At 51.0% G+C, this 17,669-nt stretch carries 11 protein-coding genes; 2 read left to right on the plus strand and 9 right to left on the minus strand.

The features are described 5' to 3' along the window. Window positions 1–102 precede the first annotated feature (102 nt). The 3 genes from gltB to ACFVU8_RS25285 form a co-directional block, all read right to left on the minus strand. Window positions 103–4,698: a glutamate synthase large subunit gene (gene gltB, locus ACFVU8_RS25275; protein WP_379467246.1), complete on the minus strand. Its 4,596-nt coding sequence runs from the start codon at window positions 4,696–4,698 to the stop codon at window positions 103–105. A gap of 374 nt (window positions 4,699–5,072) precedes the next feature. Beyond that, window positions 5,073–7,427 carry a YhgE/Pip family protein gene (locus ACFVU8_RS25280; protein WP_379467247.1) on the minus strand — a complete coding sequence of 785 codons (2,355 nt, stop codon included), beginning with the start codon at window positions 7,425–7,427 and terminating at the stop codon, window positions 5,073–5,075. A gap of 264 nt (window positions 7,428–7,691) precedes the next feature. Then, entirely contained in the window at window positions 7,692–8,267 is a 576-nt protein-coding gene (locus tag ACFVU8_RS25285; protein ID WP_387431026.1) for a TetR/AcrR family transcriptional regulator, read from the minus strand. A 272-nt stretch (window positions 8,268–8,539) separates the two neighbouring features. On the opposite strand from ACFVU8_RS25285, the gene ACFVU8_RS25290 reads away from it, so the two are divergent. Beyond that, entirely contained in the window at window positions 8,540–9,727 is a 1,188-nt protein-coding gene (locus ACFVU8_RS25290; RefSeq protein ID WP_379467248.1) for an MGDG synthase family glycosyltransferase, read from the plus strand. Window positions 9,728–9,849: 122 nt separating this feature from the next. Here ACFVU8_RS25290 and ACFVU8_RS25295 read toward each other — a convergent pair whose 3' ends face one another. The 3 genes from ACFVU8_RS25295 to thpR all read right to left on the minus strand — a co-directional run bounded on the left by ACFVU8_RS25295 (window position 9,850) and on the right by thpR (window position 12,213). Then, window positions 9,850–10,533 (minus strand): metal-dependent hydrolase, encoded by a 684-nt coding sequence (locus tag ACFVU8_RS25295; protein WP_379467249.1) that lies wholly within the window; start codon window positions 10,531–10,533, stop codon window positions 9,850–9,852. Between the two features lie 74 nt (window positions 10,534–10,607). Beyond that, window positions 10,608–11,525, minus strand: a complete 918-nt coding sequence (locus ACFVU8_RS25300; protein WP_379467250.1) for a cell wall hydrolase — start codon at window positions 11,523–11,525, stop codon at window positions 10,608–10,610. A gap of 82 nt (window positions 11,526–11,607) precedes the next feature. Continuing rightward, complete coding sequence (thpR, locus tag ACFVU8_RS25305) at window positions 11,608–12,213, minus strand: RNA 2',3'-cyclic phosphodiesterase (protein WP_387431028.1); 606 nt, start codon at window positions 12,211–12,213, stop codon at window positions 11,608–11,610. Window positions 12,214–12,297: 84 nt separating this feature from the next. Here thpR and ACFVU8_RS25310 point away from each other — a divergent pair, with 84 nt between their 5' ends. Beyond that, window positions 12,298–13,254 (plus strand): D-2-hydroxyacid dehydrogenase, encoded by a 957-nt coding sequence (locus ACFVU8_RS25310; RefSeq protein WP_387431029.1) that lies wholly within the window; start codon window positions 12,298–12,300, stop codon window positions 13,252–13,254. 75 nt (window positions 13,255–13,329) lie between these two features. Here ACFVU8_RS25310 and ACFVU8_RS25315 read toward each other — a convergent pair whose 3' ends face one another. The 3 genes from ACFVU8_RS25315 to ACFVU8_RS25325 form a co-directional block, all read right to left on the minus strand. Continuing rightward, on the minus strand, window positions 13,330–15,117 hold the full coding sequence (locus ACFVU8_RS25315) for a methyl-accepting chemotaxis protein (protein WP_387431031.1): 1,788 nt from the start codon (window positions 15,115–15,117) through the stop codon (window positions 13,330–13,332). A gap of 123 nt (window positions 15,118–15,240) precedes the next feature. After that, the gene (locus tag ACFVU8_RS25320; RefSeq protein WP_387431033.1) at window positions 15,241–16,215 is read right to left on the minus strand and encodes an MsnO8 family LLM class oxidoreductase; all 975 of its coding nucleotides are present in this window, start codon (window positions 16,213–16,215) and stop codon (window positions 15,241–15,243) included. Window positions 16,216–16,251: 36 nt separating this feature from the next. After that, the gene (locus tag ACFVU8_RS25325) at window positions 16,252–17,661 is read right to left on the minus strand and encodes a deoxyguanosinetriphosphate triphosphohydrolase family protein (RefSeq protein ID WP_175373915.1); all 1,410 of its coding nucleotides are present in this window, start codon (window positions 17,659–17,661) and stop codon (window positions 16,252–16,254) included. Between the last annotated feature and the right edge of the window lie 8 nt (window positions 17,662–17,669).

Raw genomic sequence — 17,669 nt, forward strand, 5'->3', positions numbered from 1 at the left:
TTATATCATATCATAAAAAAGGGATTTGGCCCCTCCCGCACTGCGGAGCAGGACCAAATCCCTCTATTCTTTAATTCATCATTACAGTGAACTGCGTTCCGCTTAACCGCCTACACGGGCAAGCTCACGCATATTGGCTTCAAAAGCGGCCATCAAGGCAGCTTCCCCGGACAAGCCGGTCTGCTCCACCTTGCGAATCTGTTGCATCATCCGTTTGTAATCCTTAGGAATAACACGAACAAACTGCGGCAGATTGTCATTCCATTGCTCAAGAACCCGCGCGCCAATCGCACTACCTGTCAGCTCATTGTGACGGGAGATCAGATTGAACAGCTCCTCAGCTTCCTCAGGCTCTTCTACCCGTTCCAGCAGAACCATTTCGAGGTTGCAGCGCTGGATGAAGCTATTGTCCGGATCGTAGACATAGGCGATACCGCCCGACATTCCAGCCGCGAAGTTGCGTCCAGTCTCACCCAGGACAACTACACGCCCGCCGGTCATGTATTCACAACCATGGTCACCTACGCCTTCAACCACTACATTCGCTCCGGAGTTACGGACCGCGAAGCGTTCACCGGCGATTCCGTTGATATAGGCTTCCCCGCTAGTAGCTCCGTACAATGCCGTATTTCCGATGATGATATTATCCTCAGCTGCAAAGGTAGCTTGCGGTGATGGCTTGATGATCAGCTTACCACCGGACAATCCTTTACCGACATAGTCATTGGAGTCCCCTTCAACAGTAATCGTGATCCCCTTCGGCACGAACGCTCCCAAACTTTGACCGGCAGAACCGGAGAAGTGAAGACGAATCGTATCTTCCGGCAGACCCGCCGCTCCGTATTTACGGGTCAGCTCACTACCCAGGATCGTACCTACTGCACGGTTCACGTTCGTAATCGGCAAGGAGGCTTCAACTACAGTACCATTCTCGAGTGCCGGAGCTGCCAGTTCAAGCAGCTTGGAGACATCGAGTGTCTCATCCAGGCCATGGTTCTGATACTGGCTGCGGAAGCGCGTGCTGCCTTCTGGAAGCTCTGGCGTATGCAGCAGACTGCTAAGGTCAACGCCCTTCTTCTTCCAGTGGTAAGAAGCCTTCACAGCATCGAGACAATCGGTACGCCCAACCATCTCTTCAATGGTACGGAAGCCGAGCTCAGCCATGATTTCACGCAGATCCTGTGCTACGAAATTCATGAAGTTAACCACATGATGTGGATCACCTGTGAAATTTTTACGCAGATCAGGGTTCTGGGTAGCTACACCCACCGGACAGGTATCCATTTGGCATACACGCATCATGATACAACCAACAGCCACCAGTGGCGCTGTCGAGAAGCCGTACTCTTCTGCTCCGAGCAGTACCGCTACAGCAAGGTCACGTCCGCTAAGCATTTTGCCGTCAGTCTCGAGCACTACACGGTCACGGAGATTGTTGAGAATCAGCGTCTGATGCGTTTCCGCAAGACCAAGCTCCCATGGGAGACCGGCATGACGGATCGAGTTCATCGGCGAAGCGCCTGTACCGCCATCATAACCGCTGACCAGAATGATATCGGCCCGGCCTTTGGCTACTCCAGCCGCAATCGTTCCTACGCCCACTTCGGAGACCAGCTTCACGTTGATATTTGCACGTGGATTGGCATTCTTCAGATCGTAGATCAGCTCCGCCAAATCCTCGATAGAGTAAATGTCATGGTGAGGCGGCGGCGAGATCAAACCTACGCCTGCTGTGGAGCCACGGACCTCGGCAACCCAAGGATATACCTTGCGCCCCGGAAGCTGTCCGCCTTCACCTGGCTTCGCGCCTTGCGCCATTTTGATCTGAATCTCATCGGCATTCACCAGATAGTTCGAGGTAACCCCGAAGCGTCCTGAAGCGACCTGCTTAATCGCACTACGGCGGGAATCGCCGTTGCTGTCAGGAATGTAACGTGCCGGGTCTTCACCGCCCTCACCGGTGTTGCTCTTGCCGCCAATGCGGTTCATCGCGATAGCCAAAGTCTCATGCGCTTCCTTACTGATCGAACCGAAGGACATCGCACCCGTCTTAAAGCGTTTCATGATTGATTCTACGGATTCGACCTCTTCCAGCGGAACCGGCTCATAAGGGGAGTTGAATTCCAGCAGAGACCGGAGGGTCAAGTGCTTCTCACTCTCGCCTTGAACAAGCGCAGCATATTTCTTGTACATCTTATAGTCACCACTGCGCACAGAGTGCTGGAGAAGGTGAATGGTCTGCGGGTTGAACAAATGCTCTTCCCCGTCACTGCGCCATTGGTAGTCGCCGCCGGAATCCAGCACCTTGTCATTCCCGTCCTTCTCGGTAAAGGCCCGGTTATGATGAGCCAGTGCTTCCGCGGCCACTTCCTCAAGGCCAATACCGCCGATGCGGGAAGGCGTCCAGGTGAAGTAACGATCCACGAAATCGGAATTCAGACCGACAGCTTCAAAGATTTGTGCGCCGCGGTAAGATTGGATGGTCGAAATCCCCATCTTGGATAGTATTTTAACTACGCTCTTCGTCGCAGCTTTGATATAGTTCTTCACGGCCTTAGCATGCGAGATACCCCGCAGCAAGCCTTGGCTGATCATATCGTCCAGACTCTCGAACGCCAGATAAGGGTTCACCGCACTGACGCCATAGCCGAGCAACAGTGCATAATGGTGCACTTCGCGCGGCTCGCCGGATTCCAGCAGGATGCTAACCTTGGTCCGGGTGCCTTGGCGGATCAGATGGTGATGCAGACTTGCTACGGCCAGCAGGGCCGGAATCGCTGCATTCTCACGGTCCACACCGCGGTCGGACAGAATCAGAATGTTGTGGCCCTTGGCGATAACGCGGTCTGCCGCCTCAGCCAGCCGGTCAATCGCGATACGCATGCCTTCGGCGCCCAGCTCAGCCGGGAACAGAATCGGAATGGTCATCGACTTGAAGCCTGCACGGCGAACATGGCGAACCTTGGCGAAGTCTTCATTAGACAAGATCGGTGTCTCCAAGGAGATTTGCCGACAGCTTTCCGGTTCCGGCTTCAGCAAGTTGCGCTCAGGACCGATCGTAGTCGTCGTGGAAGTGACCAGCTCTTCACGAATTGCATCAATTGGCGGATTCGTTACTTGGGCAAACATCTGCTTGAAGTAATTGTACAGACGCTGTGGTCGGTCAGACAGCACCGCAAGCGGAGCATCGTAACCCATAGAGGTAACAGCTTCTGCGCCGGTGGATGCCATTGGCTCAAGCACCTTGCGCAGATCCTCGAATGTATAACCGAACGACTGCTGCAATTGGAGTACATTGTCATGCTTCGGATTAGGAAGCTCCGGCGCATCCGGAAGCTCATCGAGGCTAATCAGATGCTCATCCAGCCATTCACGATAAGGGCGTTCAGAGACGATGGCTGCCTTCACTTCCTCATCGGAAATGATGCGGCCTTCCTTCGTATCCACGAGCAGCATGCGGCCTGGCTTCAGACGATCCTTGTACAGCACGTTCTCTGCCGGGATATCCAGTACGCCGGCTTCAGAAGACAGGATAATCTTATCGTCTTTTGTAACGTAGTAACGCGCAGGACGCAATCCGTTACGGTCGAGCATAGCACCGATCTGCACACCGTCAGTGAAGCCCATTGCAGCCGGTCCGTCCCAAGGCTCCATCAGGGTGCTATGGTATTGATAGAATGCTTTCTTCTGCTCATCCATGGTGTCATGGTTGTTCCAAGGCTCAGGTACCATCATCATGGCTACCTGCGGCAACGAGCGGCCGCTCAGGTACAGGAACTCAAATGTGTTATCGAACATCCCAGTATCGGAACCATCCGGATTGATGACTGGCTTGATCTTATCGAGGGATTCGCCGAACACATCACTCTTGAACAGTGATTGGCGGGCATGCATCCAGTTCACATTTCCGCGCAGCGTATTAATCTCACCGTTATGAATCATGAAGCGGTACGGGTGAGCGCGTTCCCAGCTCGGGAACGTATTGGTACTGAAACGAGAGTGAAGCAGCGCAATTGCCGATTCCAGATTCTCATCCTGCAGATCAAGATAGAATTGTCCCACCTGCTCTGTGGTCAACATTCCTTTATAAACGATTTTGCGACAAGATAAGCTTGGCAGATAGAAGGATTCTCCCTCTTCTGCACCGCTGTAACGGATAGCCAGCTCAGCCCGTCTGCGGATGACGTATAGTTTCCGCTCGAAGGCCAGCTCATCGGATACCGCTGCGGAACGGCCGATAAAGACCTGACGCACATAAGGCTTGGCGGCTTTAGCCGTCTTACCCAGCATCTCGTCAAAAGTAGGTACGTCGCGGTAGCCGAGCACCTCTTGGCCTTCTTCGGCAATAATCTCGCTCAAGAGAGCCTCATGGCGGGCTCTGATCTCCTCGTTATGAGACAGAAAGATCATACCCACGCCATAATGGCCTTGCTCAGGCAGTTCAAAGCCAAGCTTCTTGGCTTCTAAGGCAAAGAAACGATGCGGGATTTGCAGCATAATGCCGGCTCCGTCACCGGAGTTCGGCTCGCTTCCCTGGCCTCCCCGATGCTCCATGTTAATGAGCATGGTCAGAGCATTACTTACGATTTCATGGGACGGTACGCCTTTAATATGGGCAACAAATCCCATGCCGCAAGCATCTTTTTCGAACTGGGGATCATACAGGCCCTGTTTGCGGGGCAGTTCAGTGTGTCTCATCTTACGCAACCTTTCTATAATAAAGTGGGGCGGTATCTCGAGAAAATTTGACATATTAAAATCTAAATAATTATTCCGCGGTGATTTGGTTTTACTAGTGTATCACCGGGGTTTATGCTGGGCAAATTATAGTTTTTTATGATGTTGATAACTATAGTTTTTGCTGTACAGCTTTACTTAACCAAAGATTTATTTGCATTTCCATGTAGAGTAATACATATTCTTTGCATTATTTTTTTTGCACTGAAAAATGTTTCATAAATTTTCCTAACCTAGCGTCTTTTTTAACGAAAAATGTCACTTCTAAATGCGCAAGAAGCGCTCCACATGGGAGCGCTTCTTGTTGTATAGTCCAAACCAAAACAGCTTACCGATTATACAGTTAATACTTTTTCATTCTTCAAAGCCATTTCATTATCCTGACTGCGTGTCATGAAGTAAGCGAGGGTAAGCATCATGAAGACCACGCCATAGATAGCAAGTCTTCCCATATCGCCCCACATTGCGCTGTAATCTCCGGTAGAGATCACTGCCTTTAATCCAGCAACACTGTATGTCATTGGCAGTATCGGGTTAAAGAACTGCATCCAGTCTGGAATCAGTTCCAGCGGGAAGGTACCGGCGCTTGTTGTCAATTGGAAGATCAAAATGACAATGACAATGAAGCGGCCCGGGTTAGCAAGCCAGGTTACAAGCGCCTGGATGATCATCATGTAGGCAAGACTTGTGATGAAAGTGAACAGATAGAACAGAGGTACACTCTGTACTTCCAGACCCAGACCATACAGGACAATCATAGCCGCCATCAACGATTGAAGCAGACTCATCATCGAGAATGTCAGTGTACGGCTGATAAAGCGGTTGAACCGGGTTGCTTCTGCAACCTCTGATTCACGCGTAGGAATAACCAGCGTGCAGATAAGTGCCCCTACGAAAAGGCCCAGCGACAGGAAGTATGGTGCAAAACCTGTACCGTAGTTAGGTACTTTGTTGATTGCATGATCTTCGATAACAACAGGCTCAGCAAACATTTGAACCATAGCATCTGTTTTGCTTACAGCACTTGTCTTCTCGGCAGCATCATCGAGTTTGGTAGCCAGTTCATTGGAACCGGATTTCAGATCAGCCATCCCGTTCTTCAGTTCTCCGGCACCGTCCGCCAGCTTCTTGGAGCCATCTGCTACAGCGTTGATACCGTTGCCCAGCTCGCCAACTCCGTTCAGAAGCTTCGAAGTACCTGCGCCCAGCGCTTTGCCGCCATCGGCCAGCTTGCTGCCGCCGGCTGCTGCTTCACTCAGCTTCTCGCCGAACTGCTTCATACCAGCGGTCAGCTTATCGCCGCCCGCTGCCAGCGCAGAAGCGCCTTGCGCCAGCTTCTGCTGTCCTTGCAGCAGCTGTGTGCTGCCTGCGTTCAGCTGCTTGGCACCGTCATGCAGTTGGCTTACGCCGCCTGCAAGCTGCTGTGAGCCCGCGTTCAGCTGCGCCGCACCTTGGGCAAGCTGTTCTTGGCCGCTGTGCAGGGCGCTTGCGCCCTGTGCCAGCTGCTGCTGGCTTTGCTGAAGCTGTGCGTTGCCGTCAGCGACCGCTTTGCTCGCGGCGAGCAGCTTTTGCACTGCCGGATTCTCCGCAAGCTGCGGATTCGACTGAGCCAGCTGCTGCAGGCCGTCAGATACTGCTTTTGCACCTTCAGTGACTTTGGCGCTGCCTTCTGCGGAAGCCTTCAGACCGGCTTCCAACTGCGCGCTGCCTTCTGTAGAGGAGTTCAATCCCGCCTGCAGCTTGCTGCTGCCGTCAACCAGGGATTGTGCGCCTGCTTGCAGCTTGCTTGTGCCGTCTACAGCGGCCTTTGTTCCTTCTTGCAGCTTCGTTGTACCCGTAACGGCCTGCTGGAGACCAGTGCTGAGCTGCTTGCTACCGGACGAGCTTTGGTTCAAGCCGTCTTGAAGCTGCTTCTGTGCAGCAGACAACTGCTGCAATCCACCAGCCAATGTGCTGGTGCCTGATTCCAGGGCAGCTGCACCAGTGTTCAGATCAGTAACGCCTTTAGTCAGTGGCTCTACGCCATCTTTCAATTTGCCTGTGCCATCGGTCAGCACCAGCAGGTTCTCTTTCAATTTCAGCGCACCGTCATCCAGCTTGCCTGCGCCGTCGGCAATCTTGCCCGCGCCCTCTCCTGCGTCGCCAAGACCGCTGGAGATTTCAGTGATTTTATCAAAGACGGATTCAGTATAAGCTTCGGTGATCTTAGCAGATACTTTCGCCTTGATTTCCTTCACGGCCGTTCCCCCGATTTGTCCAGCCAGGAAGTTGTAGCCTTCATTCGGTTCAAAAATAATTTTGGCCGGCTGCGGATCTTTATCCAGCAGCGTTGTTGCCTTTTCGGAGAAATCCTCAGGTACGATAATGGACATGTAGTACTTGTTGCTCTTAAGACCGGCGTCAGCTTCTTCACGACTTACAAAATTCCACTGAAAGCCATCCGTCTCCTTAAGTACTTCTATCATGTCACTGCCGGCTGTCAATTCTTTTCCTTCATAATTGGCGCCCTTATCTTGGTTCACCACGGCGACCGGCAGTTCATTCATTTTGCCGTACGGGTCCCAGAATGCCTTCAGGAACAATCCGCTATACATCACCGGAATGAAGAGGACAACTATGATCGGGATCAGCAACTTAGGATTTCTAAGAGCCGCACCAAGGTCCTTGATAAACACGGATAATGATTTCATTCTGGTTCTCTCCTTTTGAACATATGCTCTTTTTAAATGTGTTTGTTGTGTTTCTTTAATGCTGTACGTATGAAATATTACTGTAACACCAAGTGACCGTTTTCCCCATTCAGTCAATCAAAGCCATAAAAAAAGCACCATCTCGGTGTGCTTGCGACGAAGCAGGAAACCTTTTTGCATAAATTATGGCCAAACAAGGTATGAAGAAATAAATGATAGGGAAAGCAGATATGAGGAGCGCCATCCCTACGCCGATTCTAAACATTACTGTGCCAGCCCTTCAGCGAGAAACAAACGAAAGTAGTCCTTAATTTGCTCTTTGTCCAAAGGCGTGTGCGTTTTGTTCAGCTCGGCAGTCAGCACAATGTACAGCCTGAACATTACCACCGATACAATTTTAGGGTCGCAGGGCTTGATCTCACCCTGTCGAATTGCGAGTTCCACCTCCCGTTCGATATATTCCAATACTACGCTCTCGATCTTATCGAGTCCTTCTTGAGCCTGCGGCGTTCCGAATTCGCGATTTTCCTGGGAAAGCTTGATGAATAGCTCGTGTTCACTTCGAAATTCCAACAAGGCATCCAGCACGCGGTGCAGGTTATCATAGAAGGGCTTGTCGCGCCTGATCTCCCGCTCGGCAATCATTTTCATCTCAGTCATCATGTCACGCAGGATTTCATCAAACAGCTGTTCCTTGTTCGTAAAAAAGGTGTAGATGGTTCCTTTGCCGACATTAGCTATCTTGGCCACCTGATCCATCGTGGTCGCTTTATAGCCGAATAATGAAAATGATTTGGTCGCGGCCTGAAGCACCTGCTGCCTTCGATCTACCACAGCCACCCGTACACATCCCTTCTCAAGAAATAATGGTTACCATTGAACTTCTGACCACTTTACTAATCCGGTCAATCGGTCATTTATTACTTTAGCACTTTGCCTATATATTTGCAATACCTTGAGGCTAAACATTTTATTTTTTTATTTTATTGCAGTGTTTTAACTTTCTATTTACGTCTTATTTGTATAATGTGAGAAGAGTGAGGATTTGCCACGTATATAGTATAGATAGATTGCCGCAATTCTACTCATGAAGGAAAGTAGCAGGTGAACTTATGCGAAAGAAAAGAGTACTGCTGTTTTCGGAAGGCTTTGGAACAGGCCATACAGGGGCAGCCTATGCTCTGGCCGAAGGAATAAAGCTGCTGAATCCGGATGTGCAATGCCGGGTAATCGAGCTGGGCAGATTTCTTAACCCAACGGTCGCTCCTTGGATTCTTTCCGCTTACCGAAGAACCGTCAGCAGCCAGCCCAAACTGGTCGGCATGATGTATAAGACCCAATACAACAAATCACTGAACCGGTTGACCAAACTAGCCCTTCACCGGATTTTTTATACTCACGCTGCACAGGTCATTGAGCAGCTCAAGCCTGACCTGATTATCTGTACCCACCCCATTCCGGCTGCCGTCATCTCCCGCCTGAAGCGACAGGGCCTTAATGTGCCACTGTATACGTTGATTACGGATTATGACGCGCATGGAAGCTGGGTGAACGACGAGGTAGACCGCTATCTGGTGTCCACTGCCCGCGTTAAGGCCATTCTTACCGGCCGCGGCATTCCTGCCGAGTATGTGACCGTGACTGGCATTCCGGTGCATCCCAAGTTCTGGGAAAGATCGAATAAGACCCAGCTTCGCAAAGAACTCGGCCTCGCTGACATCCCCACCGTGCTAATTATGGGCGGCGGCTGGGGTCTAATGTTCGGCAAAGATGTCATGACCTCGCTCACCTCACAGATGAACGAGATTCAGCTTATCTTTTGTATGGGCAGCAATGACAAGCTCGTGTCCAAAATGCAGAGCAACCCGCTGCTTAGTCACCCCAATGTCAAGATTATCGGCTACAGCAAGGAGATCAACAAGCTGATGGACGCGTCCGACCTGCTGATCACTAAGCCCGGCGGCATGACCTGTACGGAAGGCCAGGCCAAAGGCATCCCAATGCTGTTCTACAAAGCGATTCCTGGTCAGGAGGAAAAGAACTGCCAATACTTCGTGGAGCTGGGGCTAGCGGAGGTCCTGGACGCCGCAGTCGTGGACAAATGGTTCACCCGAATGATCCGGGAGAGAGGCTCGCTGGAGGAGCAGCGGAAGCGCCGGCTGGCTCCTGACCGGCATCAGCCGCGCCACTGTGCGGCCACGGTCCTGGAGATGCTCGGCAAGCCTGCAAGCGGCCTGTCTGAGAGCCGGGGATCCAGATCGCAGCCTCGAAGCGAGGAGGCTGTTCTGCTGACGCCTTGAGCGGAAGCAGCTACTGCCTGCTCGACTTGGTTGTCTTGCATATTATAGAAACGAAACAATAAGAGGGTGTCCGGCAAGCCATTGGCTGCCGGCACCCTCTTATTGTTGTGCAGAAGCTGAAATTATATATCGACACTCTCTCCAGGTTTAAGCGGAAAGCCTGTGATCCCTTCTTGGCGCAGCCTATTGCAGAAATTGTCGCCGTCCTGGGCAATGGCAGGAAACGTATTGTAATGAAGAGGAATAACCTTATCTGCCCGCAGCCAACGTGCAGCTAGCAGTGCATCGTCAGGTCCCATAGTTAGCATGTCCCCAATCGGCAGTGCAGCCAGATCAATATCGTTCCGCTCCCCAATCAGGCGCATATCGCCAAAAAGCGATGTGTCCCCGGAATGAAACAGCGTCTTGCCGTCAGTGGTCAGCAGGATTCCTGCCGCTTCACCTCCGTATATCCATGAATCCCCCTCTGCGATCGAGGAAGAATGAATGGCCTGGGTGTACTTGACGGTAAACCCGCCGTACGTATGGCTGCCGCCAATGTTCATATGCCTAACCTCTGCTCCCTTAGAACGGCAATACTCCGCCAGCTCATATACAGCAAAGATAGGGCATTGATTACGCGCAGCAATAGCGAGCGCATCGCCAAAATGGTCGGAATGGGCATGGGTAAGTAAAACCGCGTCTACCGTAATTTCATCGGGAGAGATACCGGAGTTTGGATTCCCTGACAGAAAGGGATCAAAGATGACTTTGCAGCTTTCGGACTCTACCAGCAAGGCTGAATGTCCATAATAAGTGATTTTCATGACAACAGTTCTACCTCCAGGTTCATAATAGAATACTTACCCTATAATGAGCTGAGGTTCCCCAAAAAATCAAATTATTTATAAAAAGTATGATTGCCGATTGTTTTGGCATACTTCTGGGTATGATGTACCGTCAAATCCTGCGCAAGTTTTAGCGACAAAAAGAAATAGGTGTCGTCTGTAACCTCCTTGATTCCCGATAGTGCGGCGTTAACAGCCTTGATACAATCCTCATTAGGCTTCACGCGATTAAGACGACCGTTCGCCACTGGACTGAACTGTCGCTTCTGATAGATTACTTTATGCATCGTGTCGGGGAAATTGGCTGACCGTAGCCGATTCAGAACAACGTTGGCAACTGCCACTTTGCCCTTGTACGGTTCGCCTTCCGCCTCTGCCATGACAATTTTCTGCAGCAGAAGCAGGTCTTCTCCGGAAACTGCGTAGCGCCAGGTTGCTTTATCTTTCTGTTCCTGGCTTAGTAGCTCCGTCCGGGAGAAGTACAATATGATGGGGGGATGTTGCTGAGTTGCCGCGACCTTCTTTGCTTCGGTCTGACTCCCCTTTGATGCCGTTGCCGTTTTTTGCAGCGTCTGTTGTACCGCTGGTGTGACTGGTATAGCTGCAGCCTTTGTTTTGACGGCGGCTCCCTTGACCACAGCAGGTTTAACCGTGTCTGCGGCGGCAATGGTTTGGCGGCTCAACCACTCAGCCTTCTGCTGAAGGCTCCAGTCCGGCTTGGGTTGTATCACAGCACTGCTGATCACCGGATGTATCGTACTTTGTATCTGTATCCTCGTATGATTAGAAGCTGTTGTCTTTGGTGCCAGCTCCAGCGCCGAGGTCACTGGGGGCGCACTCAGTTTACCCTGGACTTTAGTTAACTTCCCTTCTGTCGTTGGTTCGGGATGCAGCAAGTTTATCGCTGAGAAACTCACCAGTATCACGCCAATAAGCAGCGCAATATAGCGGTTTTGTTTATAAATAACCATAATTCTCCTCCTATATCACGGCACATTCCTATTCTATGTAACCGAAAATGGAAGATTTGAAAACTGTCCTTTGTCGAATTTTTTAGATGAATGTCATGTTTTCAACATTTTCATACATAGGAATGGCACACATTCTGGTAGCATACAACACAAGGCTATCTACCGTCCAGTGTCGAATAGAGGACAAATGTTCCCGTTTTTGCCGTAAAACCTCCGAAAATTCGACAAATTCGGCCTTATAAGGGATGTCACCGCGATATTTCCGGGCTAGCGTCAAATGCGGCTTATAAGATCTGTCCTCTGCTACAAAGCCTAAAGGTACTGTAGCGTTAGTTACCGCGCTCTGCAGAGCATCAAGTTTCTCCAATTCACCGCTGAGGCCGGCCCATAATACACGTGGTGAAGCCGGAAGGCCAAAAGTATCAAAGCCCTCCAGAGAAAGTTCAAACGGGGTCCCTGCGGCGGCAACTTTTTTAAGAGCTGCAATCAAACCCGGGATGTCCTGCTTTGCTGTATCTCCCAGAAATTGCAACGTAATATGATAATCTTCGGGGTGTGTCCATTTAGCAAATGACACTTCTGTAGCAAGCGACTGACACAGACTCCCAAGAGATTCGCGAATCGCCGGGGGCACAGGAACTGCAACGAACAGGCGCTCTTTGTCGTGGCTTTCTTTTTCATTCTTCATGGTCATTTCACCTTTCGTGGTAGATTTGTTATCCTTAAACATATCTATTCGTTCAACCATAGAGCATAACGGGAGGGAACCAACATGACTAAATCCATTGTATGTCTTCAACCCCTGACACCGAGCCAGCAGGCAAAAATCAGAGAGGCCGCCCCGGGCTATACACTTGAATTGGGAAGCGCCAAGGAACCAGATCTTCAGCAGCTCGCGAGCGCCGAAATCGTTATTGGCTGGGCTAAGGGAATCGGAGCGGCTCTGCTTGACGGAGAATCGCAGCTGCGCTGGGTACAAAGCTGGTCTGCCGGCATCGATAAAATGCCGCTACAACGCCTGCAGGAACGTGGTGTCCTTCTAACCACAGCTAGTGGCGTACATGCCGAACCTATCGCAGCCGTGATCTTCGGCTTCATCTTGAGCTTCACCCGAAACCTGCACAAGGCTGTGCTTAACCAGAGCAAGCGTGAGTGGCATTCCTATGGAAATGAAACCGAATTGTCCGGCAAGACAGCTGTCATCTTCGGCACCGGAGCCATCGGGGGCGAAACGGCGCGAATCGCTAAAGCTTTCCGTATGAAGACCATCGGTGTCAGCCGTACAGGCAAGCCGGCAGCGGAGTTTGATGAGGTCTTCCAGATCAGCCAATGGCAGGATGCGGTTAGCCAAGGCGATTTTGTGATCAACACATTGCCGCTTACAGACGATACACATCATTTATTCAACGCTGCCGTCTTCTCGGTGTTCAAGGAAGGTTCCTATTATATCAATATCGGCCGCGGAGGCACCACACATACCGGCGATCTGATTGAAGCCCTGCAATCGGGTCATATCCGCGGTGCCGGCCTGGATGTATTCGAGACCGAACCGCTGCCGCAGGATCATCCGCTGTGGGGAATGGAGCAGGTGATCATTACACCGCATTCTGCCGGCAATACGGATCGCTATACCGACCGCATTGTTGATATTATTACCGAGAATCTGAAATCCTATATTGCTACAGGTTCCCCGTCTCTCAATAAAGTTGACTATAGTCAACAATACTAGGTCTGCATGCTCAATAAGCCTCCGCACTACTCCTTACAAATCTCGTAAAGGGTGCGGAGGCTTTTTTAATGCTAATTACACTTGAAATCTGGAGACAGACTCCTTCAACTCACTGGACAAGGATTTGAGATATTCAACACCGGCAGCGACCTCGCTTGTGGCGCTTACCTGCTGCTGGGCTGAAGCCGAAGTCTCTTCCACCGAAGCGGCCGATTCCTGTGACAGTGCCGAAATATGCTGGCTAAATTCATTCATCGTCTCACTGGACTGTTTCATCTGTCTCAAATCGTTTCCTACCTCTTCCATTGTTTCAACCATCACCTGAACCGATTGATTAATGTCTGACAACGCAGCCCCGGTCTCCACAATCTGCACATTGCCTTCCTCGGTCTTCACTACCCCGTCCTGCAAATATCTCACTACTTCCTTGGAGTCATGCTGAATCCCTTTCGTAATGCCGGTAATCTCCGTTACCGTCCGCTGTACATCCTCAGACAGCTTACGCACCTCTGTCGCAACCACTGCAAAGCCGCGTCCACTCTCACCAGCTCTTGCTGCTTCAATGGCTGCATTAATGGCCAGCAGATGGGTCTGCTCGGCGATACCACGGATCGAACCCACAAGCCGAAAAATCCCCTCATTTTTCTTATTGAGTTGTTCCAGGGTAGCCATAGACTGCAATACTGCCTCTGTGATCTGCTTCATATATGTAACAGAGCTGTCCATCAGAACTTTGCCTCGTTCGCCTTTATGTAGTACTTCCAGTGAATATAGTCCCAGTTCATGACTTTTTCCCGTAAAATCTTCAATCAGCTTGTTCAGATTCTCAATCGCTTTGGACGCATCCACTGCGGCCTCAGCCTGACTTCCGGAAGCCGTTGCAAGTTCCTCCATCGTAACGGCAATCTGCATGCCGCCCTCTTTAGTCTCGGTGATGGAACGAACCAGCGTTTCACTCTGATCACCAATGATCTGGGATACACTACGGATTCTTTTAACAATATCCAACAACGCATGATTCATTTCATTCACGGTATTCGCCAGCACGCCGATTTCATCCTCGTTGCCAATCAGAGTGTCCTCGGCCTGCAAATCTCCGGTAGCAATTCGTTTCAAATGGACCGTCACTTTCTTCAGAGGAACAATCATCGCCCGGTTGATGACCAGATTGATGATCCCGATCACTACAAGCACAAGCAGCATGGTTATGACCGTCACGATAACGGAGCCTTGGAAAATGTTTGCCGAAATCTTATCCTTGCTGTTGCCTTCTTCCACGCTGTGTTTCACAAGGGCTTCCATGTCCTCCTGCATGTTATTAAAAGCAGAGATACCCTTCCGGGACACTTCCAGCGCTAACTGGTCATCGTTCCCCTGACTTAGTTTCAGTACCTGGTCATTCATCATCATGTATTCCGTCCATTTGCTGCGCAGGGACTCGAAGCGTTTGGTCTGCTCCTCACCTTGAAGCTTGCTCTGATAGCTCTTCATGGCAGTAGCTACATTACGGATATAAGCGTCGCGTTCCTCCTCCAGCTTGCTCATCTCTGTCTTGTCAGAGCTTTGGATATGCTGCAAAGTAAGCGACATAATATGCTCCGTATAATAATTGATGCTGTGAATCTCGTTCAATTCGGGGATCAGCCCTCTAATGATTTCACTGCTGTTTGACTGCATCCGGTTCATTTGAAAAAGAGAGAGTACCCCACTGATCACCACTAGCAGTGCCAAAGCCACATAAGCCGAGGTGAATTTAAAGCTGATGCTTCGTTTGCCGTTGGATATGATTTTCTTGAGTCTGCCTGCCGGCAAGCGGGAAGCCGGGTTTTTACTTTTATTCTTGAATCCTGAAGCTTTGTCCATATCCTTGAGCCCCCTCATCTTTTTTCAACATTTTACATTGAGTTTACAAATCTTTCTTTTCATTTCAAAAATGACGAAAAAAAACGCCCCTTCCTATATTTTCGGCAAGTGGCGTGCATTAATTTATATGGTTTTGCCCGGGGATAGTACACTTTCTGCAAGCAGGCGATAAGAAGCCCGCCGCTTCTCATAGTCCTTGAGTGGTGTAAAAATCAGCAGCTCACCAGTGCCACACCGATGGGCCATCTGCTCCAGATTCTCCTTAAGCTGCTGCGGTGTACCGCATAGCAATGGCGGTCCCGATTTATCTTCGCCAGTGCCAGTGCCAGTGCCAGCGCCTCTCTCACCCTGCTCTACATGATCTGGCCATCTGCTCTCTTCAGCCAGCAGCGCAGCTTCCTCCGCGCTACTTGCACATATCACAGCCACCGCAACCATGCTACGCGGCTCCGGCATCAGCAGCGAAGGCTCAAAATTACGCCGGTACTGTTTCAGAACCGGCTCAGCTTCTTTGTCGCTCATGTAGCTGCCAAAAACATAGCCCGTCCCAAACCGGGCAGCATATTCCGCGCTGCGCACGCCTGTGCCGAGTAACCATGGCACAGGCGGCACGGCTGGCAGCGGCCGGGCGGTAACGGGCTGCCCCTCATAAGCGTAGCCGTCCTGAAGCAATTCCATCACCGCCCTGATCGTCTCGGGCAGCTCAGCTACTGCTTTCAGGAAATTGCCGCTCAGCGCCATCGATGCATGCGGCGGCCCACCCGGCGCCCGACCGAGACCAAGCTCGATTCTGCCCGGGCACAGCGCTGATAACAGGTGGAACGATTCCACGACCTTCAGCGGGCTGTAATGGGGCAGGAGCAGCGCGCCGGAGCCAAGCTGAATCCGGGAGGTCAATGCGCCAATATGCCCCAGCAGCACTTCAGGCGATGGACAGGCCAATCCCTGAATATCATGATGCTCCGCTACCCAATAGCGATGATAGCCCCAGGCTTCTGCTGACTGAGCCAGCAGCAACGCCTCTCGCAATGCTGTTTCCGCGCTAATCCCAGACAAACGCGGAGCCAAATCCAGCACGCCCAGCCGCAGTGGTTCCATAACTGCCTCTCCTTTCAAATGTGATGTACCGTCACCCTAATCGAGATCGTAAATTGAACCAACCTTAAGACCGTACAGTTCATTGTATATTTTCTCAGCGAAGGCATCTGTCATGCCAGCGATATAATCAATAACCATATGCTCCCAGGTCCAGATCGGCTTTGCCTGCCGCTGGTCCTTCTCAAAGCGCTGCAGCCAGTCGGACGGAATAATGGCTTTAGAGGTATCCGGGTCCAGGAAGGCTCCCCAGAGCCGACGAAGAATCCATTCACTTCTTTTCTGAAGCCGCTGTACCCGTAAATCGCGAATCATGGTGACCCATGCGAAGCTTTTCAGGACACTGACTGTACGCAGCATATCCGTATCCTCCTGCCCCTCTTTAATGAAGGTAACCTTCTTCCAGTCCCCATCCGTGATCACGCCAAGACTGGCCACAAAGGTGCTGACCCAGTAGGCCTTCACTTCCCGGCGGGTTCTGGAATAATCATTTTCACAGGTCGGCAGCTTCTCCTTCCAGACACGAAGGAATGCACTGAGAACCTCCTCCACCTTAGCCCGAATGCTCTCGGTCTCCCAGCCCTGCCAGAAGAAATCCTCCAGCGTAGTGATCTTCTCGACAATCAGACGCTGGATATAGTCATCATGCATGAAGTGTTCATGTACTTCGATCTTACCAGCCTTAATACCATCCTCAAGATCATGTGCTGAGTAGGCTATGTCGTCACAGAGATCCATGAGCTGGGCCTCCAGTGTTTTCTTACCGGCAGGAATTCCCCAATCGCTGCGGATTTCAGAGATGTATTCCCATTCATGCAAATACAAGCCTTTCTTCAACACTGTACCTGGAAAAGGATATTTATTAATGCCCAGCAGTACAGCATCGGACAAGTTTAAACCGTCAATGTTCTCCCGCTTCTCCAGGAACATAATCAGACGGAAATTATGAGCATTCCCTTCAAAATGCTCGTAGCGCTGCTTCATCTCATCCTGGATAAACAGCTTCTCTGCAGGATCAGCACCTGCCAGGCGGGCTGCTTCATTCGTTTTATTCTCAATCAACTGCTGCAAAATGCTGTCCAGGACCTCTTCTCCTTTATGTCCAAAGGGCGGATGGCCGAAATCATGAGCAATAGCCGCACACTCCACCACCTCCGGATCAATCACCAGACCAGGATTGTCAGCCTGTCCGGTCTCCACTTCCGGATAGGATCGCAGCAGGCTTTTAGCGGCCTCGCGGGCGATCTGGGCGACTTCCAGCGAATGAGTCAAGCGTGTGCGGTAGTAATCACCAGTGCCTGCGCCGAAGACCTGGGATTTCCCCTGAAGCCTTCGAAACGTCGGCGAGTGAATCAGGCGGGAATAATCTCGTTCATAAGCAGCACGCGACGTCTCCAGGCGTGTAATCTCCGGATACTGCCGGTGTTCTCTTTTGTCAATCAGTGTCATGTTCCCCA

It is taken from the genome of Paenibacillus sp. NPDC058177 (assembly GCF_042883835.1).
GTDB classification, from domain to species: Bacteria; Bacillota; Bacilli; order Paenibacillales; family Paenibacillaceae; genus Paenibacillus_AQ; species Paenibacillus_AQ agri.

Excerpts from the sequence above, each read along its gene's own strand:
- gltB (WP_379467246.1), bottom strand. The coding sequence starts at position 4,698 with ATGAGACACACTGAACTGCCCCGCAAACAGGGCCTGTATGATCCCCAG.
- ACFVU8_RS25325 (WP_175373915.1), bottom strand. The coding sequence starts at position 17,661 with ATGACACTGATTGACAAAAGAGAACACCGGCAGTATCCGGAGATTACA.
- ACFVU8_RS25315 (WP_387431031.1), bottom strand. The coding sequence starts at position 15,117 with ATGGACAAAGCTTCAGGATTCAAGAATAAAAGTAAAAACCCGGCTTCC.
- ACFVU8_RS25300 (WP_379467250.1), bottom strand. The coding sequence starts at position 11,525 with ATGGTTATTTATAAACAAAACCGCTATATTGCGCTGCTTATTGGCGTG.
- ACFVU8_RS25310 (WP_387431029.1), top strand. The coding sequence starts at position 12,298 with ATGACTAAATCCATTGTATGTCTTCAACCCCTGACACCGAGCCAGCAG.
- ACFVU8_RS25295 (WP_379467249.1), bottom strand. The coding sequence starts at position 10,533 with ATGAAAATCACTTATTATGGACATTCAGCCTTGCTGGTAGAGTCCGAA.
- ACFVU8_RS25320 (WP_387431033.1), bottom strand. The coding sequence starts at position 16,215 with ATGGAACCACTGCGGCTGGGCGTGCTGGATTTGGCTCCGCGTTTGTCT.
- ACFVU8_RS25290 (WP_379467248.1), top strand. The coding sequence starts at position 8,540 with ATGCGAAAGAAAAGAGTACTGCTGTTTTCGGAAGGCTTTGGAACAGGC.
- thpR (WP_387431028.1), bottom strand. The coding sequence starts at position 12,213 with ATGAAGAATGAAAAAGAAAGCCACGACAAAGAGCGCCTGTTCGTTGCA.
- ACFVU8_RS25280 (WP_379467247.1), bottom strand. The coding sequence starts at position 7,427 with ATGAAATCATTATCCGTGTTTATCAAGGACCTTGGTGCGGCTCTTAGA.